Annotated in this window: 23 protein-coding genes; 9 read left to right on the top strand and 14 right to left on the bottom strand. The window is 61.7% G+C overall.

The features are described from left to right. Nucleotides 1-29: 29 nt before the first annotated feature. On the bottom strand, nucleotides 30-1,268 hold the full coding sequence (locus FF124_RS12680) for a sensor domain-containing phosphodiesterase (RefSeq protein WP_138748859.1): 1,239 nt from the start codon (nucleotides 1,266-1,268) through the stop codon (nucleotides 30-32). A gap of 403 nt (nucleotides 1,269-1,671) precedes the next feature. Between FF124_RS12680 and FF124_RS12675 the strand changes: the two genes are divergently transcribed. Genes FF124_RS12675 through FF124_RS12665 form a run of 3 tightly spaced genes read left to right on the top strand, consistent with a single transcriptional unit; the run spans nucleotide 1,672 to nucleotide 4,651 of the window. Beyond that, the gene (locus tag FF124_RS12675; RefSeq protein WP_138748858.1) at nucleotides 1,672-2,262 is read left to right on the top strand and encodes a TRAP transporter small permease; all 591 of its coding nucleotides are present in this window, start codon (nucleotides 1,672-1,674) and stop codon (nucleotides 2,260-2,262) included. After that, a complete protein-coding gene (locus FF124_RS12670) occupies nucleotides 2,262-3,551 on the top strand; it encodes a TRAP transporter large permease (protein ID WP_138748857.1) in 1,290 nt (429 codons plus the stop codon). Before FF124_RS12675 ends, FF124_RS12670 begins: the two co-directional genes overlap by 1 nt. Nucleotides 3,552-3,586: 35 nt before the next feature. Next, complete coding sequence (locus FF124_RS12665) at nucleotides 3,587-4,651, top strand: TRAP transporter substrate-binding protein (RefSeq protein ID WP_138748856.1); 1,065 nt, start codon at nucleotides 3,587-3,589, stop codon at nucleotides 4,649-4,651. Nucleotides 4,652-4,693: 42 nt separating this feature from the next. On the opposite strand, the gene FF124_RS12660 is transcribed toward FF124_RS12665, so the two are convergent. The 9 genes from FF124_RS12660 to FF124_RS12620 form a co-directional block, all read right to left on the bottom strand. Beyond that, nucleotides 4,694-5,767, bottom strand: coding sequence for an ABC transporter ATP-binding protein (locus FF124_RS12660; protein ID WP_138748855.1), 1,074 nt, complete (start codon nucleotides 5,765-5,767; stop codon nucleotides 4,694-4,696). A 13-nt stretch (nucleotides 5,768-5,780) separates the two neighbouring features. Then, nucleotides 5,781-6,662: a carbohydrate ABC transporter permease gene (locus FF124_RS12655; RefSeq protein WP_138748854.1), complete on the bottom strand. Its 882-nt coding sequence runs from the start codon at nucleotides 6,660-6,662 to the stop codon at nucleotides 5,781-5,783. Nucleotides 6,663-6,665: 3 nt separating this feature from the next. After that, nucleotides 6,666-7,736 carry a carbohydrate ABC transporter permease gene (locus tag FF124_RS12650; protein WP_138748853.1) on the bottom strand — a complete coding sequence of 357 codons (1,071 nt, stop codon included), beginning with the start codon at nucleotides 7,734-7,736 and terminating at the stop codon, nucleotides 6,666-6,668. Nucleotides 7,737-8,127: 391 nt separating this feature from the next. Further along, the gene (locus FF124_RS12645; protein WP_138748852.1) at nucleotides 8,128-9,390 is read right to left on the bottom strand and encodes an ABC transporter substrate-binding protein; all 1,263 of its coding nucleotides are present in this window, start codon (nucleotides 9,388-9,390) and stop codon (nucleotides 8,128-8,130) included. Between the two features lie 477 nt (nucleotides 9,391-9,867). Then, nucleotides 9,868-10,848 carry an aldo/keto reductase gene (locus tag FF124_RS12640; protein ID WP_138748851.1) on the bottom strand — a complete coding sequence of 327 codons (981 nt, stop codon included), beginning with the start codon at nucleotides 10,846-10,848 and terminating at the stop codon, nucleotides 9,868-9,870. Nucleotides 10,849-10,914: 66 nt separating this feature from the next. After that, complete coding sequence (locus FF124_RS12635) at nucleotides 10,915-11,796, bottom strand: aldo/keto reductase (RefSeq protein ID WP_138748850.1); 882 nt, start codon at nucleotides 11,794-11,796, stop codon at nucleotides 10,915-10,917. A gap of 235 nt (nucleotides 11,797-12,031) precedes the next feature. Then, nucleotides 12,032-12,346 (bottom strand): L-rhamnose mutarotase, encoded by a 315-nt coding sequence (rhaM, locus tag FF124_RS12630; protein ID WP_138748849.1) that lies wholly within the window; start codon nucleotides 12,344-12,346, stop codon nucleotides 12,032-12,034. Between the two features lie 24 nt (nucleotides 12,347-12,370). Continuing rightward, nucleotides 12,371-13,657, bottom strand: coding sequence for an L-rhamnose catabolism isomerase (gene rhaI / locus FF124_RS12625; RefSeq protein WP_138748848.1), 1,287 nt, complete (start codon nucleotides 13,655-13,657; stop codon nucleotides 12,371-12,373). Nucleotides 13,658-13,914: 257 nt separating this feature from the next. Continuing rightward, nucleotides 13,915-16,014 carry a bifunctional rhamnulose-1-phosphate aldolase/short-chain dehydrogenase gene (locus FF124_RS12620; RefSeq protein WP_138748847.1) on the bottom strand — a complete coding sequence of 700 codons (2,100 nt, stop codon included), beginning with the start codon at nucleotides 16,012-16,014 and terminating at the stop codon, nucleotides 13,915-13,917. A gap of 179 nt (nucleotides 16,015-16,193) precedes the next feature. On the opposite strand from FF124_RS12620, the gene FF124_RS12615 reads away from it, so the two are divergent. From FF124_RS12615 to FF124_RS12590, 6 genes are all read left to right on the top strand, one after another. Continuing rightward, nucleotides 16,194-16,994: a DeoR/GlpR family DNA-binding transcription regulator gene (locus tag FF124_RS12615; RefSeq protein ID WP_138748846.1), complete on the top strand. Its 801-nt coding sequence runs from the start codon at nucleotides 16,194-16,196 to the stop codon at nucleotides 16,992-16,994. 53 nt (nucleotides 16,995-17,047) lie between these two features. After that, nucleotides 17,048-18,037: a rhamnose ABC transporter substrate-binding protein gene (gene rhaS, locus FF124_RS12610; protein WP_138748845.1), complete on the top strand. Its 990-nt coding sequence runs from the start codon at nucleotides 17,048-17,050 to the stop codon at nucleotides 18,035-18,037. Between the two features lie 410 nt (nucleotides 18,038-18,447). After that, a complete protein-coding gene (locus tag FF124_RS12605; RefSeq protein ID WP_138748844.1) occupies nucleotides 18,448-19,959 on the top strand; it encodes a sugar ABC transporter ATP-binding protein in 1,512 nt (503 codons plus the stop codon). Further along, nucleotides 19,956-20,939: an ABC transporter permease gene (locus tag FF124_RS12600; RefSeq protein WP_138748843.1), complete on the top strand. Its 984-nt coding sequence runs from the start codon at nucleotides 19,956-19,958 to the stop codon at nucleotides 20,937-20,939. The genes FF124_RS12605 and FF124_RS12600 overlap by 4 nt, the downstream gene beginning before the upstream one ends. After that, entirely contained in the window at nucleotides 20,936-21,946 is a 1,011-nt protein-coding gene (locus tag FF124_RS12595; RefSeq protein WP_138748842.1) for an ABC transporter permease, read from the top strand. Before FF124_RS12600 ends, FF124_RS12595 begins: the two co-directional genes overlap by 4 nt. Further along, the gene (locus tag FF124_RS12590; RefSeq protein ID WP_138748841.1) at nucleotides 21,943-23,322 is read left to right on the top strand and encodes an FGGY-family carbohydrate kinase; all 1,380 of its coding nucleotides are present in this window, start codon (nucleotides 21,943-21,945) and stop codon (nucleotides 23,320-23,322) included. The genes FF124_RS12595 and FF124_RS12590 overlap by 4 nt, the downstream gene beginning before the upstream one ends. 6 nt (nucleotides 23,323-23,328) lie before the next feature. On the opposite strand, the gene FF124_RS12585 is transcribed toward FF124_RS12590, so the two are convergent. From FF124_RS12585 to FF124_RS12570, 4 genes are all read right to left on the bottom strand, one after another. Beyond that, nucleotides 23,329-23,853, bottom strand: coding sequence for a helix-turn-helix transcriptional regulator (locus FF124_RS12585; protein ID WP_138748840.1), 525 nt, complete (start codon nucleotides 23,851-23,853; stop codon nucleotides 23,329-23,331). Next, nucleotides 23,850-24,494, bottom strand: coding sequence for a cytochrome b/b6 domain-containing protein (locus FF124_RS12580; protein WP_138748839.1), 645 nt, complete (start codon nucleotides 24,492-24,494; stop codon nucleotides 23,850-23,852). The genes FF124_RS12585 and FF124_RS12580 overlap by 4 nt, the downstream gene beginning before the upstream one ends. A 1-nt stretch (nucleotide 24,495) precedes the next feature. Beyond that, the gene (locus FF124_RS12575) at nucleotides 24,496-24,756 is read right to left on the bottom strand and encodes a PepSY domain-containing protein (RefSeq protein ID WP_138748838.1); all 261 of its coding nucleotides are present in this window, start codon (nucleotides 24,754-24,756) and stop codon (nucleotides 24,496-24,498) included. Between the two features lie 244 nt (nucleotides 24,757-25,000). Beyond that, nucleotides 25,001-26,326: an extracellular solute-binding protein gene (locus tag FF124_RS12570; RefSeq protein WP_138748837.1), complete on the bottom strand. Its 1,326-nt coding sequence runs from the start codon at nucleotides 26,324-26,326 to the stop codon at nucleotides 25,001-25,003. Nucleotides 26,327-26,360: the final 34 nt, after the last annotated feature.

The following is a 26,360-nucleotide window of genomic DNA, read 5'->3' as shown; positions in this document are numbered from 1 at the left end:
CGTGAATTTTCCGCCTTTTACGTCGCTGCTCAGCCTCGCCGGGCCTGTCCGCGCCATGCCGCGAGCCAGGCACTGACGTCTTCGACGTCCATCGGCTTGGCGAAGAGATAGCCTTGGCCGTGTTGCACCCTGAGGCGGCGCAGGGTGGCGTGCTCGGCTTCCGTTTCGACGCCTTCCGCGATCGTGGTCGCGCCGGTCTGCTCGGCGAAATGGACCATGCCGGCGACAAGCGCCTGCTTGGCCGGATTGGCGTCGATATCGCGGATCAGTTCGATGTCGAGCTTCAGGATATCGGGCTTCATCCGCAAGAGCGCCACGAGGCCGGAAAAGCCGGCGCCGACATCGTCGACCGCCGTCCTGACGCCGAGCGATCTCAGCCGGTCCAGTTCGAAGCCCAGCCGGTCGTGATCTTCGACGACGTCATGTTCCGTCACCTCCACCACCACGCGGCGCGGGTCGACGGTGCGGATGATATCGGCAAGCACGCCGGTGGCGATGGTCTCCGGCGAGGCGTTGACGCCGATCGTCACGTCGGGTGGAAGTTCCGTGAACAGCGCGAGCGCCCTGGTGATCGAAAGCGATTCCAGATCAACCTGCCGCCCGATCGCGCTTGCCTCCTCATACCAGAGGTTCGGCGGGCGGTAGGGCTCTCCGGCAAAGCGCGACAGCGCCTCGAACTTGATCGGTGCGCCGGTCTCGAGCGAGACGATCGGCTGGAACACGATGCGCAGGGCATCCCCCTTGAGCGCGCTGTCGATGCGGCTTTCGGCGGCGGCGGCTTCGCTGCGCCGGCGCAGGCCAGTATTGATCTGCCTGCTGGCGAGGTTGGCGAAGGTTTCCATGATCTTCAGGTCGCGCTCGCCGAGCGTCGGGTGCGGGGTCGAACGCAGACAGCAGAACATGCCGAAGACCGATCCGTCATCGCGGTAGACGGGAACGCTCAGATGGCTGCCGATCGGAATGTTTGTGGTGATCGGCATCGAGACGGCCAGCGGATGGTCCGCTGTATCGGCCATAACGTTCGGTAACCGGCCATCGAGAATGTGCTGGCAATAGACTTCCTGCAGGCTGAGAACCGCGCCGGGGAAGGCAAGCGCCTCGAAACCCGGGGCGCTGACGGCACGGAATATCGAATTGCCGTCCACGATTTCCGACACATAGGCCACCTGCATTTCGAAATGGGTGCGCACGGTCTCGAGAATGAGATCGAGCGTATCCCCGTTGGCTGGCGGGCCGTCGATCTCGAGTTTGAGGGGCAGGCGGCTCATCGGGTTGGCCTCTCCAAATACGGGACGCCCGCACGTCCTCAAAAAGAGCGCACGCCGGGCTTCGTTGTTATTGAACCGTTTCCGGGCGAAAGGCCGCGATCCCCTCGTTCCGCAATGCGCAGCGGTTCTGTTTATCGATCAAGTATATGCGCCGGAGCGGCCCCGTCCAGCACCATTCCTGGTAAAACAGGCGTGACCGGGCCGCCGTGCTGCGGAGATTCGCGCCTGCGGCCGTTTCTCGTGTTGGCGGCAGATGGCCGCAATCGTTGATTTCTTCAGAAAAAACCGTGCGGAGGCGCGCCTGCTGGGCTAGACAGGGCGCCTGGGCTTCTGCACCGGCTGAGCGTTTTATACGCCTTTCGGCCGATAAGCATGGTCCGGAAGACGCAAGACGGGTGAACGGATGTTTCTACTGCTGGCCGCAGCTTCAGTCTTTTCGCGGGTCAACCGCCCTGTGCTTGCGCTCGGCCGCTGGACGGGCGCCTTCCTTATGGGGCTGATGGTCGTGGTGATCCTGGTGCAGGTCTTCTTCCGCTATGTGCTCAACGACGCGCTCGCCTGGACGGAGGAACTCGCCCGTTTCCTGATGCTGTGGATGGTGAGCCTCATGGCGCCGACCGCCTTTCGTCATGGCGGCTTCATCAGCATCGACACGGTCAAGCGCTTTCTGCCGGAAAGGCCGGCGGTGATCCTGAACCTGGTCCTTCTTCTTGTCTCGGCCGTCGTCCTGTGGTGGGGGGTCGATATCGGCTGGAACGAGGTGACGGGGATTGGCGGACGCTTTACCATGCCGTCGCTGATGCTGCCGACGGCACTCGACTTCTCCACATGGATGAAGGTGCCGCGCGCCTGGATGATGGCGTCGCTTGCAACCGGCGTCACCATGATGTTCTTCATCAACATCGAGCTGATGTTGCGGCTTCTGGCCGAACTCTTCGGCGCGGGCGACAGGCTGAAACCGCTTGAAGGCGGCGTCGTGCTGGAGGCGGAGTGATGCTGAGCCTGTTTCTGCCGCTCTTTCTGGTGTTCCTGTTTTGCGGCCTGCCGGTGCTGTTTGCCCTCATTGCGGCGCCTGCCTTGCTGCTCTGGTTCAATGGCCAGGAGCGCGACATCGTGCTGCTCTATCGCAATGTCTATAATGGCATGGATTCCTTTCCGCTGATGGCGGTGCCGTTCTTCATGCTGGCGGGCGAATTGATGAACCGGGCCGGCATCACCGAGCGGCTTGTGGAGTTCTCCCAGGCCGTGATCGGCCATTTTCGCGCCGGCCTCGCCCATGTGAACATCCTCTCCTCCATGCTGTTTGCAGGCCTCTCTGGTTCTGCGGTCGCCGACGTCTCCGCGCTCGGCGCGATGATGATCCCGGCGATGGAGAAACAGGGCTATTCCCGAAAATTCGCCGCTGCCGTCACGGCCGCCTCTTCGATCATCGGGCCGATCATTCCGCCTTCGGGCATCATGATCATCTATGCCTATGTAATGGGCGAAAGCGTTGCCGCGCTGTTTCTGGCGGGCATTGTTCCGGGTATTCTGATCGGCGTATCGCTGATGGTGCTGGTGCGACTGATGGCCGACCGCGAGGGGCTTCCGGCCGCGACGGAAAAAGCCGACTGGAAAACGCGCGGCAATGCCAGCCTGAAGGCCTTCTGGCCGCTCCTGACGCCGATCATCATCATGGGCGGCATTCTGGGCGGCGTGTTCACGCCGACGGAAGCCTCGGCGATCGCGGTGGCCTATGCCTTCTTCATCGGCTTCTTCGTGCTGCGCTCGCTTCACGTGCGCGATGTGCCGGGCATATTGATGCGGTCGGGGCTGACCTCTTCGGTCGTGCTGCTGCTGGTGGGCGCCGCCATGGCCTTCAAGACAGTGGCCTCGCTGTCGCATACGCCGGAGCTTCTCGCCTCGGTCTTGCTGGGGCTCACGGAAAACCCGCTGATCCTGCTGTTCCTGATCAACATCCTGCTCTTTGTCGTCGGCATGTTTCTCGATGCCGGACCGGCGATCATCATTCTGGGGCCGATCCTCGGGCCGGTCTTCCTGAACATGGGCGTTGATCCGGTTCATTTCGCCATCATCATGGCGGTCAACCTGACGGTGGGCCTCTTGACGCCGCCCATGGGGCTGGTTCTGTTCGTCACCTCCTCCGTGTCAAGGCTGAGCGTTGAGACCGTGGCGCGCGCCGTGCTGCCGTTCCTCGCTGTCGAGGCGGCGATCATCTTTCTGATCACCTATATTCCCGCGATCAGCCTGACCTTGCCGCGGCTGTTCGGGTTTCTGGAGTAAACATGCAATATAAGCAAAACACAGGGAGGACTGACATGCTCAAGGACATGATCAAGACGGCGCTCGTCGCCGGTGCGCTTGCCATCTCGGCGGGGCAGGTTGCGGCGGCTGCCGACATCACGCTGCGCGCCACGGCCAATTCCAACGAGAATGACGAGGATTATGACGGTCTCGTCGTCTTCAAAAACTATATCGAAAACGCCTCCAATGGCGCGATCGCTGTCGAGATTTTCATGGGCACGCAGATCTGCGCAACCGGTGAGGAATGCCTGCAGGGCATCGCCGACGGCACGATCGACGTTTACATGTCCACCTCCGGCGGGGCTGCGGGTCTGTTTCCCTATCTGCAGATCCTCGATCTGCCCTATCTGATGAATGACGACCGCGTGGCGGAGGAAGTGCTCTCGGGTCCCTTCACCACGGAGCTGCGCGATCTTGCGCTTGCCGACAGCGGCGAAACGATCCGCCTGATGACGATCGGCAATACGGGCGGCTGGCGCAACTTCGCCAATACCGAACACACGATCAAGACGCCGGCCGACATGAAGGGCATGAAGCTGCGCACCGTGCCGGCGGAACTGCCGCAGGAACTGGTGCGCGCGCTCGGCGCCTCGCCGACGCCGATTGCCTGGCCGGAACTCTTCACCTCGCTGCAGACCGGCGTGGTGCAGGGCACGGCCAACGGCATTACTGACATCATGAACATGAAGTTCACCGATGCGGGGTTGAAATTCATCACGCTCGACCGCCATTCCTACATGGCCGCCTTCTGGTGGATGTCAAACGAGCGGTTCCAGAGCCTTTCGGAGGAGCAGAAGGCGATTGTCGCCGATGCCTTCTACGCGTTGCAGCAGGCAACCTTCGCCAGCCCGAAGCGCAAGGAAATCGCCGCTTATGAAGGGTTCCTTAAGGCGGGCGGCGAGATTTACGTGCCGAGCGAGGCTGAAAAGGCCGAGTTCAAGGCCGCTGTCGAGCCGGTCTTCGAGTGGTTCAAGTCTTCCGTTCCCGGCGGCGAGGACATCTTCGCACGCTTCACGGCCGCCGTGGAAGAGGCGGAAGCCACGGTCAACGAGCAGCGCGCGGTGGAAATCGCCAACTGACCCGCGCCCGTCAATTGCGCCCCGGCTCGCCGGTCGGGGCGTTTACTCTTCCAACGGGAAAAGATGTGCCCTGGCGGGCTCGAAGACGAGGGTGATCTCGCTCCCGGTTTCAAGCGGGCGGTCTTCGGAAAGCGCCGCGACGATGCGGCCGCCGCGCGAAAGCTCGACATTGATGACGGTTTCCGTGCCGAGCCGCTCGACGAGCGACACCGTTCCGTGCAGCCCGCCCGCCGTGCCGTCCTCGACCACATCGAGATATTGCGGCCTGAGCCCCAGCCGGGCCTTTGACGTCTCCGAAAAATCGAACCTGGTTACTGGAATCGTGACCGGGTCGAGGGCTTCCGATTGCACGGTGATGGCGTCACCCTCCTTCTCGATAATGTCGACATCCATGAAGTTCATCGAGGGCGAGCCGATGAAGCCGGCAACGAAAAGGTTGGCGGGCTCGTGGTAGAGCTCCATCGGGCTGCCGACCTGTTGCACCTCGCCATCCTTCAAGACCACGATCCGGTCGGCAAGCGTCATCGCCTCGACCTGGTCATGGGTCACATAGATCATCGTCGCGCCGAGCTGATTGTGCAGCTTGCCGATCTCCATGCGCATGTCCATGCGCAGCGCGGCATCAAGGTTCGACAATGGCTCGTCGAACAGGAAAACGCTTGGATTGCGCACGATTGCCCGGCCGATCGCCACGCGCTGCCGCTGGCCGCCGGAAAGTTGCGAGGGGCGGCGGTCAAGCAGATGTTCCATCTGCAGGATGCGCGCCGCCCGCTGGACGGCTTCTTCCTTTTCCTTCTTGCCGACGCCGGCAATCGTCAGCCCGAAGGCGACGTTCTCGCGCACCGACATATGCGGGAAAATGGCATAGGTCTGGAACACCATGGCGATGCCGCGTTCCTTCGGCTGCAGGTCGTTGACGCGCGCACCACCGATTTCGAGCGTGCCGTCGGTAATGTCCTCCAGGCCTGCGATCATCCTCAGAAGCGTCGATTTTCCACACCCCGACGGGCCGACGAAGACGACGAATTCGCCGTCATTGATCTGAAGGTCGACGCCCTTGATGACCTCGACCTTGCCGAAGGATTTGCGGACGTCCCTGAGCGCCAGTTCTGCCATTTTGTTTCTCCCCTCAGCCCTTGACGCCGGTCGATGCGATGGATGCGATGAAGGCGCGCTGCAGCACCAGATAGAAGACGAGAACCGGGATGGTGATCATCGAGAGATACGCCATCACTTCGCCCCAAGGCACGTTGAGCTGGAAGAAATAGCCAAGCCCGACCATGATCGGCCGGTGCGCCTCGTCCTGAACCACGATCAGCGGCCAGAGATATTGTTCATTGTACATTTTCAGAGCCTTGAGGATTGCTGCCGTGGCGATCACCGGGCCCGAAAGCGGCATCACCACGCGGCGGTAGATCTGCCACCAGCTTGCGCCCTCCGCCCGCGCCGCCTCGATCAGTTCGCGCGGCAGGTCCTTGAAATACTGGACGAACAGGAAGACCGTCAGCGCATCGGCGATCCACGGAATGATCTGGACGCGATAGGTGTTGAGCCAGCCCCAGGTGAGCCCGTCGAGGCCGAGCCAGGGCAGGCGCGAGACGAACAGCAAAAGCGGGATGGCGATGGTCTCGAACGGGATGATCAACGTAGCGAGCACGATCGAGAGGACGATCGCGTTGCCGCGCCAGCGCACGAAGGTGAAGGAAAACGCACCGAGCGAGCATAAAAACAGCGAAGCCAGCACGGTCAGCGTGGTGATCATCACCGAATTTAAGACGAACAGGCCGATGGGCGCGCGATCGAAGGCATCGGCATAGTTCTGCAGGCTGATGTCGCCGACGGGCAGGAAGGCCCTCAGCGACGAGGTGTCGCGCAGAAGCTGGGCATCGGGCTTCAGCGACGACATCACCATGAACAGCAGCGGCAGAACGAAGACCATCGCCACCAGCACAAGAACGAGATAGCGGGTGAAAAGTCTGAGCCCATGATTGTCACCGGAAAGAGCGGCCATTCTTTAGCTCCTTTCCCGGGTGAAATAGCGCTGCGCCAGCGAGATCGCGAGCACCAGCACGAACAGCACGACCGAGATCGCCGAGCCGCCGGAGATATCCTGTCGCCCGTAGCCGCGCTCGACCGCCTGGTAGACGAGCGTCTGCGTCGAATCGAGCGGCCCGCCCTTGGTCATCACGTCGATCTGGGCGAAGACGGCGAAGCACTGCATGGTGATGACGACGAGCACGAGGACGGCGGTGTTTCTGAGCCCCGGCCAGGTGACATAGCGGAAGGTCTGCCATTTCGAGGAGCCCTCGATCGCCGCAGCCTCGTAAAGCGTCGGCGAGATGGTCTGCAGGCCGGCAAGCCAGATGACCATGTGAAAGCCGACCGCCTGCCAGATCGACATGGCGATGATCGAACCGAGTGCTGTCTGCGTATTGCCGAGCCAGTCGACCGGCTGGAACAGGCCGAAGGTCATGCCGGAAAGCAGCGCGTTCAGCAGCCCGTCATTGCCGTCGTAGATGAAGCGCCAGAGCAGCGACACGACGACGATCGAGACCACGACCGGCATGAAGAACAGCGCGCGGAAGACGTTGACGCCGCGAAGCCGCTGGTTGATCAACAGCGCAAGACAGAGCGCCAGCCCCGCCTGCACCGGCGCCGTGACGGCGACGAAGATCAGCGTGTTGGTCAGCGCCTTCATGAACACGACATCGCGCGCCACCACCACATAGGCGGTATCACCCGCATGGACCCGGAACCATTCGCGCATGCCGCGATATTGCGGATAGTCGTCGGAGCGGGTGAAGGAGCGCACGCGCGGATATTCCAGCGCGCCGTCATCATCACGAACGAGCGCGCCGCTGTCGTCGCGTTCGGGTTCGATGCTGATGACATTGAGGCCGAGAAGGTCCCGGTAGTTTTCCATACCGACATAACGCGTCGGATTGGGCGAGATCAGCCGCTGGTCGGTGAGCGAAAAGCCTATGGCGAGAAAGAAGGGCAGGATGATGAAGAGCCCGATGAGCAGGACCGACGGTGCGGCAAAGGCCCAGCCCGCCCCATTGTTCTCCGTCAGTTTCCGGCTCATGTGTCTGTCCTGTCTTTCGTCCCGGGCGTGCTTGATTTCCCAACGTCATTCGCTCTATGTCGGACGACAAACGCCCGCCATTTACTCCCCGTCACCCTCGGGCTTGACCCGAGGGTCCAGGCGGCAATCTGCGTCGTGGGAATGGATCCTCGGGTCAAGCCCGAGGATGACGCGGAGAGAAGGAGGGGCATCGCACAGCCGCTGTTTTGTAAATTCACCAAAATCTTCCCGTCCCGGCAGGGCAGAGGGGGGCTTTCCGGGAGCACGGCGTTGGCAGCTTTTGCCCATTACCCCCCCCCTCTGTCGCTTTCGCGACATCTCCCCCTCAAGGGGGGGGATGGGGCGCGCTTCAAAGGTACTTGCCGAAGCCGGCCCCTCTCACCCCGCCTGATCAGTTGTGGCCGTAGCCCTGGTTGCGGTCGATATCGGTGTCGATCTCATCAACCGCGCCGTCGAGCGTATCGGCGACATCGGCGCCGTTGGCCATGTCGGAAATCGCCTTCTGGAACACGCTGGTTTCGACCACATAGCCCGGCGTAACCGGCCGGAGTGACCCTTGCGCGTCGGAAAGGCCGTAGAAGACGGCGAGCGGCGCGCCTTCCTTGTAGTATTCGGACATTGCGGCAGCGCCCTCGGTTGCCGGAACCAGGCCAATGGCGTTGGAGAACTCGGCGAGATACTTGTCCTGGAGGGCAAATTCGATGAAGGCTGCTGCGCCTTCGGGGTGTTCGGATGCTGCCGAGACGCCGAGCTGCCAGCTCGCCGCGCCGATCTTGGGGCCGTTGCCGAAATCGGGGGCGGGAAGGAAGACGACATCGTCAAAGGCATCAAGCTTGGCGCGCGCTGTCCAGTTGCCGTTCCAGTCAATGGCATAGGAACCGTCGATGAAACCGTTCTGGTGGTCGGCCGGGTCCTGGCTGGTGCCGGGTGCAAGGTCTCGCTCGAACAGCGACTGCCACCATTCGCCGAAGGCGATGGCCTCGTCGCCGTTCAGCACGCCCTCTGCCGTCTGGTAGTCGGAACGATCGACCAGATCGCCGCCGAAAGACTGCAGGAAGGGCAGGAAGGCATAGGTGTACCATTCGCCATTGTCGGCCATGCCGAGGTTCAGCGGATATTCGAAATCGCCGCTGTCTTTCAGCTTGACGAGGATGTCGTCGAATTCCTCGGCCGTCCAGGGATCGTCCAGCGTCGGTTTGCGGATGTCGTATTCGTCGAGGTAGGACTGGCGCGTCATCATCGCGAGTGCGGCATCCCACAAGCCGATCGAGTAGATCTGGCCGTCCCATTTGCCGATGGCGCCCGGAAGGAAGCCCTCAATCGCGCTTTCGTCGATCGGCAGCGGCTGCATGTAGCCAGACCATGCCCAGTTCGGCATGATCGGCCCGTCGACGTCGATGATGTCCGGCAGGTTTCCGGCCAGTGCCGCGGCCGTCACGGAATCATTGTAGCTGTTTTCGGGAAAGCTTTCGAGAACGACCTCCCAGTCATCCTGGCTTGCGTTGAAATCGGAGACGATCCCTTCGAGAATGCTCGATTCCGTCGGGTTGCCGGCCCCGTGATACCACATGGAAAGCTCGGTCGCGGCAAAGGCGCCGGCGGGCAGGGCGGTGGTCGTCATCAGTGTGGCAAGGGCCAGGGCAGTTCTCTTCATCGTCAATCCTCCGATTTGAACAGTGCGGGCCTCCGTGAGGAGGCGGAAGGCGAGTGGGGACAACCACCCGCGGGAAACGGTTGTGGGGAGGGATATTCAGACAACGACCTGGTCTACGCCGTCGCGCTTGGCAGGCCTTGGGGAGACGAAGGATATGCGCCTCGGGGGAGCGGCCGGCCGCCGGACCGCGCCAGCGGTCCGGCTGATTGGCTGGCGGGGGCCACCCGTCGCTCAGGGCGGCAATATGTGCCGTCCGGCGTATACGGAATTGCCCTGTACCCTCCCCGTACAGAAGCAATAGTGGCCTCCCCGCCGTGTCCCGTTTCAGGGACACAACTTATAAGCAACGCTTCATTAACACGAAAGTTCCCCCCGCCTCAACCGTGAGTCGGAGGTGGTGTGGACAATATGTCGCAGGCCTATGTTTTGTTTGGGCAATACCGGACTGTTCCGTCCGGTTGCCGTTTTTTCCGGGCGTTATTTGAACCCAACCACGCGGTGCGGGACGTAAGGCGCTTCAAGCCTTTCGATCTCTTCCGCCGTCAATTTCAGCGCCAGCGCCGCCTCGGCGTCATCGAGGTGGTGCGGCTTGGACGCGCCGACGATGGGAGCGGAAATCTCGGGTTTCGACAGAACCCAGGCGAGCGCCACGCGGGCCATCGGCACGCCGCGCTCATTGGCGATTGCGGCGACGGCGTCGACAACCTTGCGGTCGGATTCGGCCGTTTCGGCATAAAGCGTCTTGCCGAATTCGTCCGTCTCGGAACGACCCGTGGCCGTGTCCCATGGGCGCGTCAGACGACCGCGTGCCATCGGGCTCCAGGGAATGACGCCGATGCCTTCGGCCGCACAAAGCGGCAGCATCTCGCGCTCTTCCTCACGGTAGAGCAGGTTGACGTAATTCTGCATGGTCACGAATTTCGCCCAGCCATTGGCCTTCTGGGTGGCGAGCATGGTGGCGAACTGCCAGGCATGCATCGAGGAAGCGCCGATATAGCGCGCCTTGCCGGCCTTCACCACATCATGAAGCGCCTCAAGCGTCTCCTCGATCGGTGTGCCATAATCAAAGCGGTGGATCTGGTAGAGATCGACATAATCCGTGCCCAGGCGACGCAGCGAATTGTCGATTTCCTGCATGATCGCCTTGCGCGACAGGCCCATGCCGTTGGGGCCTTCATGCATGCGGTTCATCACCTTGGTGGCGAGCACGATCTCCTCGCGCCGGGCGAAATCCTTCAGCGCGCGGCCGACGATCTCTTCGGACGTGCCGGCGGAATAGACATTGGCCGTGTCGAAGAAATTGATGCCGTCCTCGACCGCCTTGCGGATAAAGGGACGGCTCTGCTCCTCCGGCAGCGACCAGGGATGGGCGCCAGCCTCCGGCACGCCGTAGGTCATGCAGCCGAGGCAAAGGCGGGAGACATCAAGGCCGGTGCGGCCGAGCTTCACATATTCCATCGGGTTTCGTCCTGAATGTGCGTGTCCAAGAGAAAAGCCGCCGGGGGTGACCGGCGGCTTGAGGCATCAGGCGGCTTCGGCGAAGGCCTTCTTGCCCTCGGCGTCGAGAGCGGCAAATTCGTCGTCCGTGAGCGTGATATTCGCCGCCGCCACGTTTTCTTCCAGGTGCTTGACCTTCGATGTGCCGGGGATCGGCAGCATGACGGGGCTGCGCTTCAAAACCCAGGCGAGCGCGATCTGGCTCGGCGCGGCATCATGCTTCTTGGCGATCTCGTCGAGAAGCGACCCCGGATTGGCGAGATTGCCGGCTGCCAGCGGATGCCATGGAATGAAGCCGATATTGTTTTCCGCGCAATAGTCGAGAACATCCTCGCTGGTGCGGTCCACAAGGTTGTACCGGTTCTGCACGGTCGAAACCTTGAACACCTTCTCGGCAGCCTTGATTTCGTCGACCGAAACTTCCGAAAGTCCGGCATGGGCGATCAGGCCCTCATCGAGGAATTCCTTGATCGCACCGAACTGCTCGTCGGCCGGCACCTTGCTGTCGATACGGTGAAGCTGCCAGAGATCGATCTTCTCGACGCCAAGGTTGCGCAGGCTTTTGTGGACCTGCTGACGCAGATATTCCGGGCGGCCGACCGGAAGCCAGACATTCGGACCGGTGCGGGTGAGGCCGCCCTTGGTGGCAATCTTCACGGTGGAATAGGGATGCAGTGCTTCCTTGATCAGCCATTCCGAAATGTCCGGTCCATAACTGTCGGCGGTGTCGATGAAGTCGATGCCGAGTTCCGGCAGTCGCTTCAGCGTTTCGATCGCGCCGGCACGATCATCAGGTTCGCCCCAGATGCCCTTGCCGGTAACGCGCATTGCGCCGAAGCCGAGCCGGTTGACGGTGAGCGCGCCGCCAATAGAAAAGGTGCCTGCCTTGTCAGCCAGTTTATCAGCCATGAAGGCCTCCCATATTTGGTGATGAAACAAGAAATGCAACACGGAAGGCGCGGCGGAAGACCGGACTTTTCGTGCGCGGGAGCGTTTTGAATACGCCTGTGAGATGGGCGGGAAATGGCCCGATTTCAATAGGCTTGCGATCAGAAAAGGCTTTGATGCTGTCCGGGTTGACCAGACAGCATCGGGTTTCTGCGCCTTTGCGGCTGCCAATGACACAAAGAAAGAAGCAAGCGATCTAGGGCAGATGAAACATCTTCCTGAGCGGGACTTCGACCGGTGAATTATCCGGTCTGGTCTCCATGATGTCGGCCATAAAGTCCCACCAGCGGCGCACGACCTCGGTTTTCGGAATATTGTCCATCGTATGGTCGTCGGTGCGTTTCAGCACCGCGAACAGATGATGGGTTTCCTCATCGAGCCAAATTGAATAGTCCGAGACGCCGGCCTCTCTCAGCAAAGTGGCAAGCTCCGGCCAGATTGCGTCATGCCGGCGCTTGTATTCCGCCGCCTGACCGGCATTGAGGTTCATGCGGAATGCGATGGTTTCCATGGGATATCCCCCGCCTTTTGCCGCTTAAACGATACCGCCGCCGGCTCCCGTGACGGCCGGACGTTCGTCGGCGACCTTCTGTCGGTAGCCGGAAGCGCGATAGGCGGCGATCGGATCGATGGCGCCGCCGGCTTGTCTGCGGGCCATGGCGAGGATCGGGCCGACATCGGTGCGGAAGGCATCCTTCAGCGTCTCCGATGCCATCATCGCATCATTGTCGTCCTGATAGCCGGTGAGCGCAGCACGGTCGACGAGAAGCGCCTGCGCATAGGCGCGACGAACCTCGATCGCCGAACGCATCAGGCTCTCGATCGGGTCGGTGACATTATGCGACTGGTCAAGCATGTGAGCCGGGTTGAAGTCGGTCGCGCCTTCAGCATCCACCAGTTCGTTGAAGACGAGAAATAGGCGGAACGGATCGATCGAGCCGGTATCGAGGTCGTCATCGCCATATTTGCTGTCGTTGAAATGGAAGCCGCCCAGCTTGCCGAACTGGATCAGGCGGGCGACGATCATCTCGATATTGACGTTCGGCGCATGGTGGCCGAGGTCGACGAGGCAGAAGGCCTTCGGCCCGAGTTCCTTGGCAATCAAATAGTTCGTGCCCCAGTCCTGCACGACGGTGGAATAAAAGGCCGGCTCGAAAATCTTGTGCTCGGAGAAGATGCGCCAGTCGTCGGGAAGGGCGGCATAGATGCTCTTCATGGCCTCCAGATAGCGCTCGAACTGCCGGGTGAAATGGCTCTGGCCGGGAAAGTTCGAGCCGTCGCCGATCCACACGGTCAGCGCCTTCGAGCCGAGCGCCTTGCCGATCTCGATACATTCGATGTTGTGGTCGATCGCCTGCTGCCGCGTCGCTGCATCGGTGTGGGAGAGTGAGCCGTATTTGTAGGACTGTTCCTGGCCTTCCTGATCCTGGAAGGTGTTGGAATTCATCGCGTCGAAGCCGAGACCGAGCGCTTCGCCGCGCTGGCGCAGTTCGGAAAGATCATCGACCTTGTCCCAGGGGATATGCAGTGAGACGGTGGGGGTGGCGCGCGTTAGTTGGTGGATCACCGCGCAGTCTTCCAGTTTGTCGAAGATATGGCGCGGTTCGCCGGCGCCGGGGAAGCGGGCAAAGCGCGTGCCGCCGGTGCCGGCGCCCCAGGAGGGCACGGCCACGCCATAGGCCGCGACCTTGGACGTGACATCGTCAATGCTGATGCCGCGACGGGCAAGCTTTTCGCCAAGCGTGTTGTAGTCCTGCTCGAGCGCCGGCGCCCGCTTTTCGTTCTCCGCGGCCAGCACGCCGCTGTCGATCATTTGTTCCATCGTTTCCTCCCGTTGCAGGCGGGGCCTGCTGAATTGGTTCGTTACCGGGGCCCATGCTCATCCCTCTCTCCCGCGTCATGCTCGGGCCTGACCCGAGCATCCAATCCCTTCTATCGCGAACGGAGCCGGCGGGTTTCGTCTGCCTTCCCACGACCGCAACCCTCGCCTGTCGCAAGGGAAGGCGCATGGATCCCCGGGTCAAGCCCGAGGATGACGCCTTGCAGAGAGAGTGGCCGTGCCACCCTGATCCGCACACTTTAACGCGGAAACGACACCGCGTTGCCCGCATCCACGTTGATGATATTCCCCGTCGATTTTGCCGACATATCGGAGGCAAGGAAGTAGATGGCTTCCGCGATATCCTCCGGGAACACCGAGCGCTTCAGCATGGAGCGTTCGCGGTAATGCGCTTCGAGGTCGTCCGTCGACATCTTGTAGGCGGCGGCGCGCTGTTCCTTCCACTCGCCGGTCCAGATCTTCGAACCGCGCAATACGGCATCCGGATTGACGGTGTTGACGCGGATCTGGGCGGCGGCGCCTTCCAGCGCGAGGCAGCGGGCCAGATGAATTTCGGCGGCCTTGGCCGTGCAGTATGCGGATGCGCCGGGCGAGGCGGCAAGGCCGTTCTTGGAGGAGACGAAGACGACATTTCCGCCGGCATTCTGGTAGCGAAACAGGCGGAAGGCCTGGCGCGACACCAGGAAATAGCCGGTCGCCAGGATGGCGATGTTCTTGTCCCACAGATCGAGCGTCGTTTCCTCGATCGGCGCGGAAGAGGCAAGACCGGCATTGGAGACGAGGATATCAAGCCCGCCGAATTCCACCACGGCATCGGAAAAGCCCTTGGCGACTTCGGCCTCGTCGGTGACATTCAGGTGAACGCCGCGCACGATATCCTTGCTGAAGGCGGAGGAAAGTTCGGCCTTGGCGGTTTCGAGCGCGGCGTCATCGATATCGGCCAGCACCACGCAGGCGCCCTCGCTGGCAAGCCGGAAGGCGGTGGCCTTGCCGATGCCGCCCGCGCCGCCGGTCACCAGCGCGATCTTGCCGGCAAGCGGCTTGGGCTTCGGCATGCGCTGCAGCTTCGCCTCTTCCAGGAGCCAGTATTCGATATCGAAGGCCTCCTGTTCGGAGAGGCCCTGATAGGTGGAGACAGACGATGCGCCGCGCATGACGTTGATGGCGTTGACGTAGAACTCGGCGGAGATGCGAGCCGTCGCCTTGTCCTTGGCAAAGGAGATCATGCCGACGCCGGGCACCAGGTAGATCACCGCGTTCGGATCGCGCATCGCCGGCGAATTGTCGTGCTTGCAGCGCGCGTAATAGGCGGCGTAGTCTTCGCGGTAGGCGGCAATTGCGTCCGGCAGGCCTTCGACCGTCTTGTCGATATCCGGATTTTCCGGGTCGAAATCGACGACCAGCGGACGGATCTTGGTGCGCAGAAAATGGTCGGGGCAGGAGGTGCCAAGGGCTGCCAGTTCTTCAAGCCGATTGGAGGCGACGAATTCCAGCACAGCCGGTTGATCGTCGAAATGGCCGAGCTTGCCCTCGGCTTCGGAGATCATGCCGCGGATCTTCGGCATCAGCTTTTCGGCAATGGCGCGGCGCTCTTCTGCGCCAAGCGTCTTCACCTTCGGGCCGCCGAAAACCGGGCCTTCGATCTTGGCGTCGAGCCAGGCCATGGCCTTGTTGATGATCTCGAGCGTGGTCTCGTAACTCTCCTTGGCCGTATCGCCCCAGGTGAAAAGTCCATGGCTTTCCAGGATCACGCCGCGCGCATTCGGGTTTTCCTCGCAGAACTTGCCGAGCCAGAGGCCGAGTTCGTAACCCGGACGTTTCCACGGCAGCCAGCCGATCTCGTCGCCGAAAATCTCCTCAGTCAGGGCCTTGGAGTCGGCGGAAGCGGCAATGGCGATGATCGCGTCGGGGTGCATATGGTCGACATGCTTTTTCGGCACATAGGCGTGCAGCGGCGTGTCGATCGAGGCCGCGCGGGCATTCAGGTTGAAGGTGCAGTGGGGGAGGTAGCCCACCATCTCGTCCTCATGCTCGATGCCGCGATAGAGCCCCTTCAGCGCGTTGAGCTTTTCCATGTAGAGCGTGGCGAAACCGTCCATCTTGATGGTGCCGACATCGCCGCCCGAGCCCTTGACCCACAGCACCTCGACCTCGCCGCCGGTCAACGGATCCTTTTCCATCACCTTGGCCGAGGTGTTGCCGCCGCCGTAATTGGTGATGCGCTTGTCGGAGCCCAGAAGGTTGGATCGGTAGAGCAGAAGCTCGGATTCGCTCATGCCGGCGGCCTTGCCGTCATCCCACAGGTTCTCGAGCCGGGCGGCCCGGGTTTCATTCGCCATCGTTTCCTCCTTCGGGGCCTCTCGGCCTAGTTCTTCCCCGGCAAAATCCATCCGAAAGTCGGACTTGTCAATCAGAAACGCTCAATTTCGATCAGAAATGGCCTTTTCGCAATGCAACATGACTATTTTTGATTGACACTGATAGAAATTCGCTGAACTCTGTCAAAAAGGGAGGCCCCATGCACGAGAAAGAGCGTCATCGCATCATCCTGTCGGCGGTACAGGAAAAGCCGGTTGTCACCGTGGCGGAGCTCGTCGATCTGACGGAAAGCTCCGAGGCGACGATCAGGCGCGATATCGCGGCTCTGCATGTGGCCAAGCGTCTGCGCCGGGTGCGCGGCGGGGCGGAGGCGCTCAGCCCGCCGCAATTCGTCGGCCTTGCCGGCCGGCCCTTTTCCGTCAACCAGACGATGAACGCGCGTCAGAAGCAGGCGATCGCAAAGGCGGCCGTGGCGCTGTGCGATGACGGCGATTCCGTTATCATCAATGGCGGCACGACCACGTTTCAGATGGTCCATCACCTCGCCAATCGCCGGCTGCAGGTCTTCACCAATTCCTTTCCGATCGCCGAGCATCTTCTCAAGCATTCCAAGAATACGGTGATGCTGTCGGGTGGCGTGATCTACCGCGAACAGAACGTCATCCTGAGCCCGTTCGAAAACGATGTGACCCGCAATTTCTGGGCAAGGCGCATGTTCATGGGCGCGCAGGGGATCGGCCCGCTCGGGTTGATGGAGGCCGATCCGCTGCTGATCCAGGCGGAACAGAAGCTGATCGACCAGGCGGAAGACCTCGTTGTCCTGGTGGATTCTTCAAAATTCAAGCAGCGGTCGAGCCTGATCCTTTGCGGGCTGAAAAGGATTTCGACCGTGATTACCGATTCCGGGCTGCAGGCGTCCGACGCCCGCATGCTGGAGGAGGCCGGCGTTTCGGTGATCATCGCCGACGCGCAGGCAATGGAGGAAACCGGTTCGGGCTGAGCCTTGGAGGAGAAGAGCCAGCCTGCACCCTGTTCATCAACTGGAGGAGAAAGATGGGCATTTTGAAGAAAGTTCTCGTGGGAGCGTTGCTCTCCACCGCGCTCGTTGCGCAAGGGGCGCACGCCGCCGACAAGAAGATCGCGCTGGTGGTGAAGGCGCTCGGCATCGGCTTTTTCGAGGCCGCCGCCCAAGGCGCGGAAGAGGCCGCCAAGGAAATCGGCGATGTCGAACTGATTTACACGGGCCCGACCGATACGACCGCCGAAGGCCAGATCGACGTCATCAATTCGCTGATTGCCCAGAAGGTCGACGCGATTGCGATTTCGGCCAATGACCCGGATGCTCTGGTCCCGGCGCTGAAACGCGCCATGCAGCGCGGCATCAAGGTCGTCTCCTGGGATTCCGGCGTGGCACCCGAGGGCCGCATGGTGCACCTGAACCCCTCGTCCAACCCGCTGATCGGCAACATGATCATCAAGCTGGCCGCCGATAACCTGCCGGATGGCGGCGAGGTCGCCGTGCTTTCGGCTTCGGCGACAGCCACGAACCAGAACACCTGGATCGCCGAAATGAACAAGGTGAAGGGCGACTATCCGGGGATCGATGTCGTCACCACGGTCTACGGCGACGACCTGTTCGACAAGTCCTATCGCGAGACCCAGGGCCTGATTCAGTCCTATCCGGACCTGAAGGCGATCATCGCGCCGACCTCCGTCGGCATCGTCGCCGCGGCCCAGGCCGTGACGGATGAAGGCAAGATCGGCGAGATCAACGTCACCGGTCTCGGCCTGCCGTCCGAAATGGCGGCCTATGTCGACAACGGCGCGTCGAAATCCTTCGCCATCTGGAACCCGATCGACCTTGGCTATGCCGCCGTCATGCTATCGAACGACCTGATCGACGGCGCGAAGGCGGAACCGGGGGCAGAGCTTTCCATGGGCCGTCTCGGCAATCTGACGCTCGATGACGACAATGCCGGCGCCATGGCTGATCCCTTCGTCTACGACAAGTCGAACATCGACAAGTTCAAGGACATCTTCTGAGCCTCCCGGGACGGGGCTGTCGCGTGGTCACCCTGCCTCACATGAAACAGAGGCAGGCGTGGGCCATGCGGCAGCCCGCCGCAGCGGGAATGATCGGATGATCCAGCATCGCTGGGGTCCCGGAAAATCAACTGGAAGGAACGTGCCTCCCTTTTGACCGTCACCCCGGACCTGATCCGGGGTCCAGGGCCTCAAGTTAATGCTCTTCGTTCTTTGGCCCTGAATGCCGGCTCAAGGCCGGCATGACGGAAGTCTAGGCGAGGATCGTTGTCGGCACTGCGGTTAACCTCCAACGTGTCGCGAGAGAGGTCGGGTATCGCCTGCGATGGCGCCATTCTCTCCGCAAACGAAAAAAAAGTCCCGCCTCGCCTTCAGGCGGGCCGACGAACCAACAACACGGCAGACCAAAGATGCCAGACGCACAGCAGAACGCCGCCATCGCGCTTGACGGCATCACCAAGACCTTTCCCGGCGTTCGCGCGCTCTCCGAGGTGTCGCTTGCCCTTTATCCGGGCGAGGTAACGGCGCTCGTCGGTGAAAACGGTGCAGGCAAATCGACGCTCGTGAAAATCCTGACGGGCATCTATCAGCCCGACGGCGGCGCAATCACCATGGATGGCGAGAAGGTCGCCTTTCCGACGGCGGAAGCGGCCAGCGAACACGGCGTCACGGCGATCCATCAGGAAACCGTGCTGTTCGACGCGCTGACGGTTGCGGAAAACATCTTCATCGGCCACGCGCCCACCAACCGCTTCGGCCTGATCGACTGGAAACAGATCCATGATCGCGCCCGCGATATTCTCGACAGTATCGGCGCGCGCATCGATCCGCGCCATCGCCTGTCCGACCTCGGCATCGCCAACCGGCATATGGTGGCCGTTGCCCGCGCCCTTTCCGTCGATGCCCGCGTGGTGATCATGGATGAGCCGACCGCTGCGCTATCGCAAAAGGAGATCGAGGAGTTATACGAACTGGTCGAGAAGCTGAAGGCGGACGGCAAGGCGATCCTCTTCATCTCGCACAAATTCGACGAGATCTTCCGCATTGCCGACCGCTACACGGTCTTTCGCGACGGCGAGATGGTGGGTGAGGGCAGGATCGCCGACACGGACGAGAATGCGCTGGTGGAACTGATGGTCGGCAGGCCGGTCGACCAGGTCTTTCCCAAGCAGGAGGTCGAAATCGGCGAGCCGGTGCTGACGGTCGCCGGCTATCGCCACCCGACCGAGTTCGAGGATATCGGCTTCACGCTTCGTCGCGGCGAGATTCTCGGCTTCTATGGCCTTGTCGGGGCCGGGCGGTCGGAATTCATGCAGGCGCTGTTCGGCATCACCAAGCCAACGGCCGGCGCGGTGCGCATCGACGACGAGATCGCCGTCATCCGATCGCCCTCGGAAGCGGTGAAGCAGGGCATCGTCTATGTGCCGGAGGAGCGCGGCACGCAGGGCACGATCACCGCCATGCCGATCTTCGAAAACGTCACGCTGCCCTCGCTCGCCAAGGTCTCGCACAAGGGCTTTGTCCGCATGGCAGAGGAATTTGCGCTGGCGCGGGAATATACCGAGCGGCTGGACCTCAGGGCCGCGTCGCTCGACCAGCCCGTCGGCAATCTTTCCGGCGGCAATCAGCAGAAGGTGGTGATCGCCAAATGGCTGGCGACCGAGCCGAAGGTGATCATTCTGGATGAACCGACCAAGGGCATCGATATCGGTTCGAAATCCGCCGTTCACGCCTTCATGAGCGAGCTTGCGGGCAGGGGGCTTTCCATCATCATGGTCTCGTCTGAAATTCCTGAAATCCTCGGCATGTCCGACCGTGTCATCGTCATGCGCGAAGGGCGGATCGTCGCCGAACTCGCCCGCGATGAAATGTCGGCGGAGAAGCTGGTGCGGGCGGCCGCCGGTATTGGGGTGGCGGCATGATGGCGCGCATCTTCAAACACCGCGAAGCGCTGCTCTTCGTCGCTATACTAATGCTGGTCGGCGCCATCGAACTGCGCTTTCCAGGTTTTGTCGCCCCGCGCAATCTCGTTTCGATCTATAATGATACGGCGATCCTGATCATTCTGGCGCTCGGGCAGGCGGCCGTCATCCTGTCGCGCGGCATCGACCTTTCGATCGCCGCCAACCTGGCACTCTCCGGCACGATAGCAGCCCTTCTGAACGTCGCCTTTCCGGATTTGCCGGTGCTCTTTCTTCTGGTTGCCGCCGTCATCAGCGGCGCGGTGCTGGGCGCCATCAACGGTCTTCTGGTCTGGCGCCTGTCGATCCCGCCCATCGTGGTGACGCTGGGCACGATGACCATCTATCGCGGCACGATCTTTCTTCTGACAGGCGGCGCCTGGGTCAATGCCCATGAGATGACCGATGCCTTCAAGGCGGTGCCGCGCGCCGTCTTTCTCGGCATTCCGGTGCTCGCCTGGTTCTCGCTCGCCGTCATCGTGGTGATGATGGCGGTGCTGATCATGACGCGGCTGGGGCGCGCCTTTTACGCCGTCGGCGGCAATCCGCATGCCGCCGTCTATACCGGCATTTCCGTCGGTCGCACGCATTTCTTCGCCTATCTGATTGCAGGCGCGCTTGCCGGCCTCGCCGGCTATCTGTGGACCGCGCGCTATGCCGTTGCCTATGTCGATATCGCCAACGGTTTCGAACTGGACGTGGTTGCGGCCTGCGTCATCGGCGGCATTTCGATTGCCGGCGGGGCGGGCACGGCGATCGGCGCGGTGCTGGGCGCGCTCTTCCTCGGCATCATCAAGAATGCGCTGCCGGTGATCGATGTCTCGCCCTTCTGGCAGATGGCGATTTCGGGCACGGTCATCATCATCGCCGTTGCCGTCAACGCGCGCTCCTCGCGCGTCAAGGGGCGCGTCATACTGAAAAAAGCGGAGCATGCGCTATGAGTGTCAGCGAGAAGCGCCTTGTCCCCGACCGTCTGCACGGGCGTTGGTACCGGATGGCGAGAAGCTGGGAGAGCCTGCTGGTCGTGGTTGTCATCGCGATCTTCATCATCAACAGTTTCGCCTCGCCCTATTTTCTCGATGCATGGAACCTGTCGGACGCCACCTTCAACTTCACCGAAAAGGCGCTGATCGCCTTTGCCATGGCGCTCGTCATCATATCGGGTGAGATCGACCTGTCGGTCGCCGCCATCATCGCGCTTGCCTCCACCGCCATGGGCTATGCCGCGCAGTTCGGCGCCGGAACGCCGGAACTGGTGGCGATCGGCCTTGGCGTCGGCCTGTTGTGCGGCGCCTTCAACGGCTTCCTGATCACCGGTCTCGGCCTGCCGTCCATCGTCGTCACTATCGGTACGATGAGCCTCTTCCGCGGGCTCTCCTATGTCGTTCTCGGCGACAAGGCCTTTACCGGCTACCCGTCGGATTTCGCCTATTTCGGACAAGGCTATGCGTTCTGGGTGATCTCATTCGAATTCGTGCTGTTTGCCGTCATGGCGGTGCTGTTCGGCATCCTGCTGCACCTGACAAGCTTCGGCCGCATGGTCTATGCGATCGGCAACAACGCCACCGCCGCGCGCTTTTCCGGCATCCGGGTCGGGCGGGTGAAATTTCTACTGTTCCTGATGACCGGGGTCATGTCGGGCATGGCGGCGATCTGCCTGACCTCGCGCCTCGGCTCGACGCGACCGTCGATCGCCTTTGGCTGGGAACTGGAGATCGTCACCATGGTGGTGCTGGGCGGCATCAATATTCTCGGCGGCGCCGGGTCCATCATTGGCGTCGTGCTCGCCGCCTTCATCATGGGGCTGGTCACTTTCGGCTTCGGGCTGATGAATGTGCCGGGCATCGTCATGTCGATCTTCATCGGCCTGCTCTTGATTGGCGTCATCGCCTTGCCTGTGCTCTATACGAGGATCGCAAGGCGGTTCAGACGGGGTGAGGCGCAATGAGTGCAATCCGCAAGGTCGCGGTCATCGACATCGGCAAGACGAATGCCAAGGTCATCCTTTATGATCTGGAGGACGGCCGCGAGGCCGATACGCGGTCAAAACGCAATGTCGTCACGGGTCATTCGCCCTATCCGCATTTCGAGGTGGATGAACTGTTCGCCTTCATTCTGGACGCGCTTGCCCAATTTCAGAAAGAGCATGGCGTCGACGCGATCTCGATAACGACGCATGGCGCCACGGCGGCCCTTCTGAAGCGCGATGGTTCGCTCGCCCTGCCGGTGCTCGACTACGAGCACACCGGTCCCGACGAAACCCGCGAAGACTACGAAAAGATCCGTCCGCCCTTTGCCGAGACCGGTTCGCCGCGCCTTGCCATGGGGCTGAATATCGGCGCGCAGCTTTTCTGGCAGAAAACAAGGTTTCCCGATTGGTTCGCCGAAATCGACTGCGTATTGCCCTATCCGCAATATTGGGGTTTTCGGCTGACCGGCCGGCGCGCCGGTGAGGCGACGAGCTGGGGCTGCCACACCGATCTGTGGTCGCCGCGCTCCAGGACGTTTTCCTCGCTGGTGGGTGAACTCGGTCTCTTCGGCAAGATGGGAGAGCTTGTCAAAGCCGATGACAAGCTGGGCGAGGTTCTGCCGGCGATCGCGAAGAAGACGGGGCTTGCTCCAAACTGCCCGGTCTTTGCCGGTATTCACGATTCCAACGCCTCGCTGCTGCCGCATCTCTGGTCGCGCGCGCAGCCCTTTTCGGTCGTTTCGACCGGCACCTGGGTAATTGCCATGGCGGTCGGCGGCCATCCGCCGACGCTGGATGAAGACCGGGATACGCTGATCAACGTTAACGCCTATGGTGATCCGGTGCCCTCTGCCCGGTTCATGGGCGGGCGGGTCTTTGAAGTCGCAGCGCCCGCCGGCGATGTCGCCGTGACGGAAGACGACCGCAAGGCAATGTTGAAAAACCGGATCATGATGATGCCCTCCGTGCTGGGGGACACCGGGCCGTTTCAAGGGATCATCGGCGGCTGGACCGTGGACGAGCATCATCTCACCCCCGGCATGCGACTTCTCGGCGTCTCCTGGTATCTGGCGCTGATGACGGCGATATGCCTCGAGCTGACGGGCGCCTCGGGGCCTGTGATCGTGGAGGGGCCGTTTTCGGAGAACCACGACTACCTCTCCATGCTTTCGGCTGCCACGGGCAGGCCGGTGGAGAAAAGCCCCGGCAGCGGCACCAGCACGGGGGCGGCCGGCCTCGCGGTCGGCGGGGTCAAGCTCTCCGCCTTCAGGCCCCATCCCGAACCGCTGTCGGGTCTCGCTGAACTCAACGCTTACGCGGAAATCTGGCGGGAAAGACTGCCGGAGGTGGAGTGAGACCTCTCAGGCCGCGTCATCGGGCCTGCCGATGCCGTCGCCGAGCAGATCCTCGACGAACCAGGCGGCAAACTGGGCGCGGCCGGAAATGCCGGCCTTGGCGTAGATCCGCGTCATCTGCGCGCGGACAGTGCCTTGGGCTGCGCCGCGCAGGCGGGCGATCTCCGAGATATCGAGCCCCTTCAGCGCCAGAAGCCCGACTTCGCGTTCCGCCGGTGTCAGGCCCCAGTCGTCGAACTGCGCGTCGATGATGCGGATGAAATCGCCGCGTGCGGTATCGAGCGCCTTCTCCTGGGCATACATGCGTTCCAGTGTGAGGCGGAGCTGCCAGCCGGCGAGGAAAATGCCGGCGACCAGCGTGACGGCGATCAGCGCCTCGATGATGGAGTGGGCGCCGGGCGGTTTCTCAAAAAGGTCACGCGTCGCATCGGCAACGAAAAATACGGCGGCGACGGCCTGCATCAGCATGAACGCCGCAAGGGCGATCGTTTGCGATCGCCCCTGCTTTCGTGCTTCCGGCCTGTTCATCATTTGGGCGGGCCCTTGATCATCGGACGGACGAGGTTGCGGCGAAGCGCGTGGCTTTCGACGGCGACGCCCGCGACGTGAATAAGCGCCAGAATGAGCATCAGGTTTGCGGCGGTTTCATGAACCTCCTTGACGATGTCGCTCCGGGCAAGACTGTCGCCATTATCGTCCTCGGAGCCGGCGTTAACAAGGGCCGACCAGTCGCCCTGTTCAACGGCCGACCGTTCTTCCGCGATGGCGATTGGGCTCTTTGCGTCGGTCATGATCAGGCCGGTGGCAATGACGACGGCAAGCATCGCCCAGAGCGCATAGACCATCATGGCCCCTGCGGGATTATGCGACGGATATTCGCGCGGCTTGCCCCGGATGACCGAGAGCAGGTGCGAGACGGCGGCCTTCGGGTCCGGCGGAAAGGCAGAAAACCGCGCTTCGCGGGGACCGAGAAGTCCCCATCCAAGCCGGATCGCCAGGACCGACATCGCGATCCAGCCGACCCAGACATGGACCGTGCCGCCCGGCGCGGACAACAGCCCGTTGATGATCACCGCGGCGGCGATCGTCCAGTGGCTGATCCTGACCAGAGGGTCCCAGGGGTCGGGAGGGGCGATATCCGCCCCTCGTCCTGTCTTTGCCTTGGCGGACATCTCAGTCCTTCCCGGAAATCTTCTTTACCGCGCCGGAAGCCGGATCGATATAGATTTCCCACATCTTGTTGGACTGATCGGTGCACTTGGCTTCGATCATGCCGCCTTCGGCCTCGAATGCCCGAACGGAGCAACCGGCCTTTTCCAGAGCGGCGGTGGCGTCCTTCGGATTGGTGCCGACAACGTCGCCAACGGCGGGCATCGCGAAAGCGGAAAGCGGTGCAGCGAGAGCGATGGCGGTGAGAATGGCAATGCGTTTCATGTCTGCTCCTGTTCTGTTGGACCGCTTCAATGTGCGGCAGGACCGATCTGAACGGTCACTGGCGCGGCGTCCATGGCACAGGCGCTGAAACGCGGGCGCATAAGCGGCTGCTTATGACACGCAGATGCCGGTGAAGCGGGGAGAGACGTCAGATCCTTTTTCGGCCCTGACAGGCGGCATTGCACGAAATGACTGAAGGCGCGAACCTTTCGATCCGCGCCTTCATAGTTGGAGGGTGTCAGCCTCAGAGATATTTCAACAGGTCGTTGATGCGGTCCTGCATGTCCGTTAGCGCATCGTCGATGCTCTTCTGGCCGATGACCGCCGCATTCATCTCCTGGCCGACAATGTCCTGAATGGCGAACTGGCGCTGAACGTCACCGGGCAGGGGCTGACCGATCTTGGCCACTTCCAGAACCGTCTCGCGATGCGGAAGCGTCTGGAATTCTTCCGAATCCAGAACCGCCTGGACCGAGGGTAGGTGGCCGGTGCGGGCCCAGTCATAGTCGTTGTCGTAGAAGAATTTCAGGAACTTGCCGATGGCCGCCTCTTCTTCGTCAGAGCGGTCCATGCGCGAAACGGCAAGGCTGTGGCCGTCGGCATACTGCGCGCGCGTGCCGTCATAAAGCTGAGGATAAGGATAGACCGCATAGCCGCCCTTGTTGAGCGCGGTGCCGTCGGTCTCCGACTGTGCATTGTAGTCGCCGATTACCCAGGTGCCGTTCAACTGCACACCACCGTCACCGGCGAGAAATGCGTTGATCGCGGCAGCGTAGTCCATTTCTTTCGTGGTGTAGTCGTTATCGTAGATGTCCTTGTACATCTGAAGCACATTGCGGGCTTCAGGCGTGTCCAGATTGACTTCATTCGGATTGGCGAAGAAATCGGAGTCCTGCTGTTGCAGATAGGTATAGAGATTGCGCGTGTAGAGCGCGACTTCGTTTGCCAGATTCTGGACGAAGTATGGCTTTCCTGTCTTTTCCTTGAACTGTTCGGCCTGCGCCATCAACTCGTCAACGCTGGTGGGCAGGATCGGCGTGCCGTCGTCATTGACGAGCCCGGCCTGCTCGAAAAGGTCCATGTTGATGTGGAACAGCATGGTCCAGTTGTCGATCGGCAGGCCGTAAATCTTGTCGTTGCGGGTTACGCCGGCAAGGCTTGCCTGCGTAAAGCTTGATGGCTCAATGCCCTCTTTGGCGAGGATATCGTTCAAAGGTTCGAGCAGGTTTTTCGAAACGTAGTCGCCGAGGACAGAATGATGGATCGTGACCACGTCCGGCGGGTCACCGGCAGCGAACTGGGCCGTCAACTGGTCGTAGCCGGGCCATTCCACGGTCGTTACGTTGACCTTGATGTCGGGGTTCTCCTCCTCGAACTTGTTGACCATCGAGGTGATGATCCCGCATTCGCCGACGGCTGCGGACACATCGGTCTTGTCGCCCCACTCGGCATCGCAGGCGCCGAAGAAACGCTGGAAATCGATTGTGGTTTCGGCCAGAGCCGGGCTTGCCGCCGTCATTGCGGCAAGGGAGAGCGCGCCAAGCAACGCCCTTTTCATACGGTAGGTCATGTCTACTCCTCCACGAAGCGAGCCATCATCGGCC

Origin of the sequence: Martelella lutilitoris (assembly GCF_005924265.1) — a bacterium.
Taxonomy (GTDB): Bacteria; Pseudomonadota; Alphaproteobacteria; order Rhizobiales; family Rhizobiaceae; genus Martelella; species Martelella lutilitoris.
The sequence above is the reverse complement of the archived record's forward strand: the minus strand, read 5'-3'. Positions and strand labels throughout refer to the sequence as shown.

Bases quoted from the DNA above. Each gene is read 5' to 3' on its own strand.
- FF124_RS12680 (WP_138748859.1), bottom strand. From the start codon at position 1,268: ATGAGCCGCCTGCCCCTCAAACTCGAGATCGACGGCCCGCCAGCCAAC.
- FF124_RS12675 (WP_138748858.1), top strand. From the start codon at position 1,672: ATGTTTCTACTGCTGGCCGCAGCTTCAGTCTTTTCGCGGGTCAACCGC.
- FF124_RS12670 (WP_138748857.1), top strand. From the start codon at position 2,262: ATGCTGAGCCTGTTTCTGCCGCTCTTTCTGGTGTTCCTGTTTTGCGGC.
- FF124_RS12665 (WP_138748856.1), top strand. From the start codon at position 3,587: ATGCTCAAGGACATGATCAAGACGGCGCTCGTCGCCGGTGCGCTTGCC.
- FF124_RS12660 (WP_138748855.1), bottom strand. From the start codon at position 5,767: ATGGCAGAACTGGCGCTCAGGGACGTCCGCAAATCCTTCGGCAAGGTC.
- FF124_RS12655 (WP_138748854.1), bottom strand. From the start codon at position 6,662: ATGGCCGCTCTTTCCGGTGACAATCATGGGCTCAGACTTTTCACCCGC.
- FF124_RS12650 (WP_138748853.1), bottom strand. From the start codon at position 7,736: ATGAGCCGGAAACTGACGGAGAACAATGGGGCGGGCTGGGCCTTTGCC.
- FF124_RS12645 (WP_138748852.1), bottom strand. From the start codon at position 9,390: ATGAAGAGAACTGCCCTGGCCCTTGCCACACTGATGACGACCACCGCC.
- FF124_RS12640 (WP_138748851.1), bottom strand. From the start codon at position 10,848: ATGGAATATGTGAAGCTCGGCCGCACCGGCCTTGATGTCTCCCGCCTT.
- FF124_RS12635 (WP_138748850.1), bottom strand. From the start codon at position 11,796: ATGGCTGATAAACTGGCTGACAAGGCAGGCACCTTTTCTATTGGCGGC.
- rhaM (WP_138748849.1), bottom strand. From the start codon at position 12,346: ATGGAAACCATCGCATTCCGCATGAACCTCAATGCCGGTCAGGCGGCG.
- rhaI (WP_138748848.1), bottom strand. From the start codon at position 13,657: ATGGAACAAATGATCGACAGCGGCGTGCTGGCCGCGGAGAACGAAAAG.
- FF124_RS12620 (WP_138748847.1), bottom strand. From the start codon at position 16,014: ATGGCGAATGAAACCCGGGCCGCCCGGCTCGAGAACCTGTGGGATGAC.
- FF124_RS12615 (WP_138748846.1), top strand. From the start codon at position 16,194: ATGCACGAGAAAGAGCGTCATCGCATCATCCTGTCGGCGGTACAGGAA.
- rhaS (WP_138748845.1), top strand. From the start codon at position 17,048: ATGGGCATTTTGAAGAAAGTTCTCGTGGGAGCGTTGCTCTCCACCGCG.
- FF124_RS12605 (WP_138748844.1), top strand. From the start codon at position 18,448: ATGCCAGACGCACAGCAGAACGCCGCCATCGCGCTTGACGGCATCACC.
- FF124_RS12600 (WP_138748843.1), top strand. From the start codon at position 19,956: ATGATGGCGCGCATCTTCAAACACCGCGAAGCGCTGCTCTTCGTCGCT.
- FF124_RS12595 (WP_138748842.1), top strand. From the start codon at position 20,936: ATGAGTGTCAGCGAGAAGCGCCTTGTCCCCGACCGTCTGCACGGGCGT.
- FF124_RS12590 (WP_138748841.1), top strand. From the start codon at position 21,943: ATGAGTGCAATCCGCAAGGTCGCGGTCATCGACATCGGCAAGACGAAT.
- FF124_RS12585 (WP_138748840.1), bottom strand. From the start codon at position 23,853: ATGATGAACAGGCCGGAAGCACGAAAGCAGGGGCGATCGCAAACGATC.
- FF124_RS12580 (WP_138748839.1), bottom strand. From the start codon at position 24,494: ATGTCCGCCAAGGCAAAGACAGGACGAGGGGCGGATATCGCCCCTCCC.
- FF124_RS12575 (WP_138748838.1), bottom strand. From the start codon at position 24,756: ATGAAACGCATTGCCATTCTCACCGCCATCGCTCTCGCTGCACCGCTT.
- FF124_RS12570 (WP_138748837.1), bottom strand. From the start codon at position 26,326: ATGACCTACCGTATGAAAAGGGCGTTGCTTGGCGCGCTCTCCCTTGCC.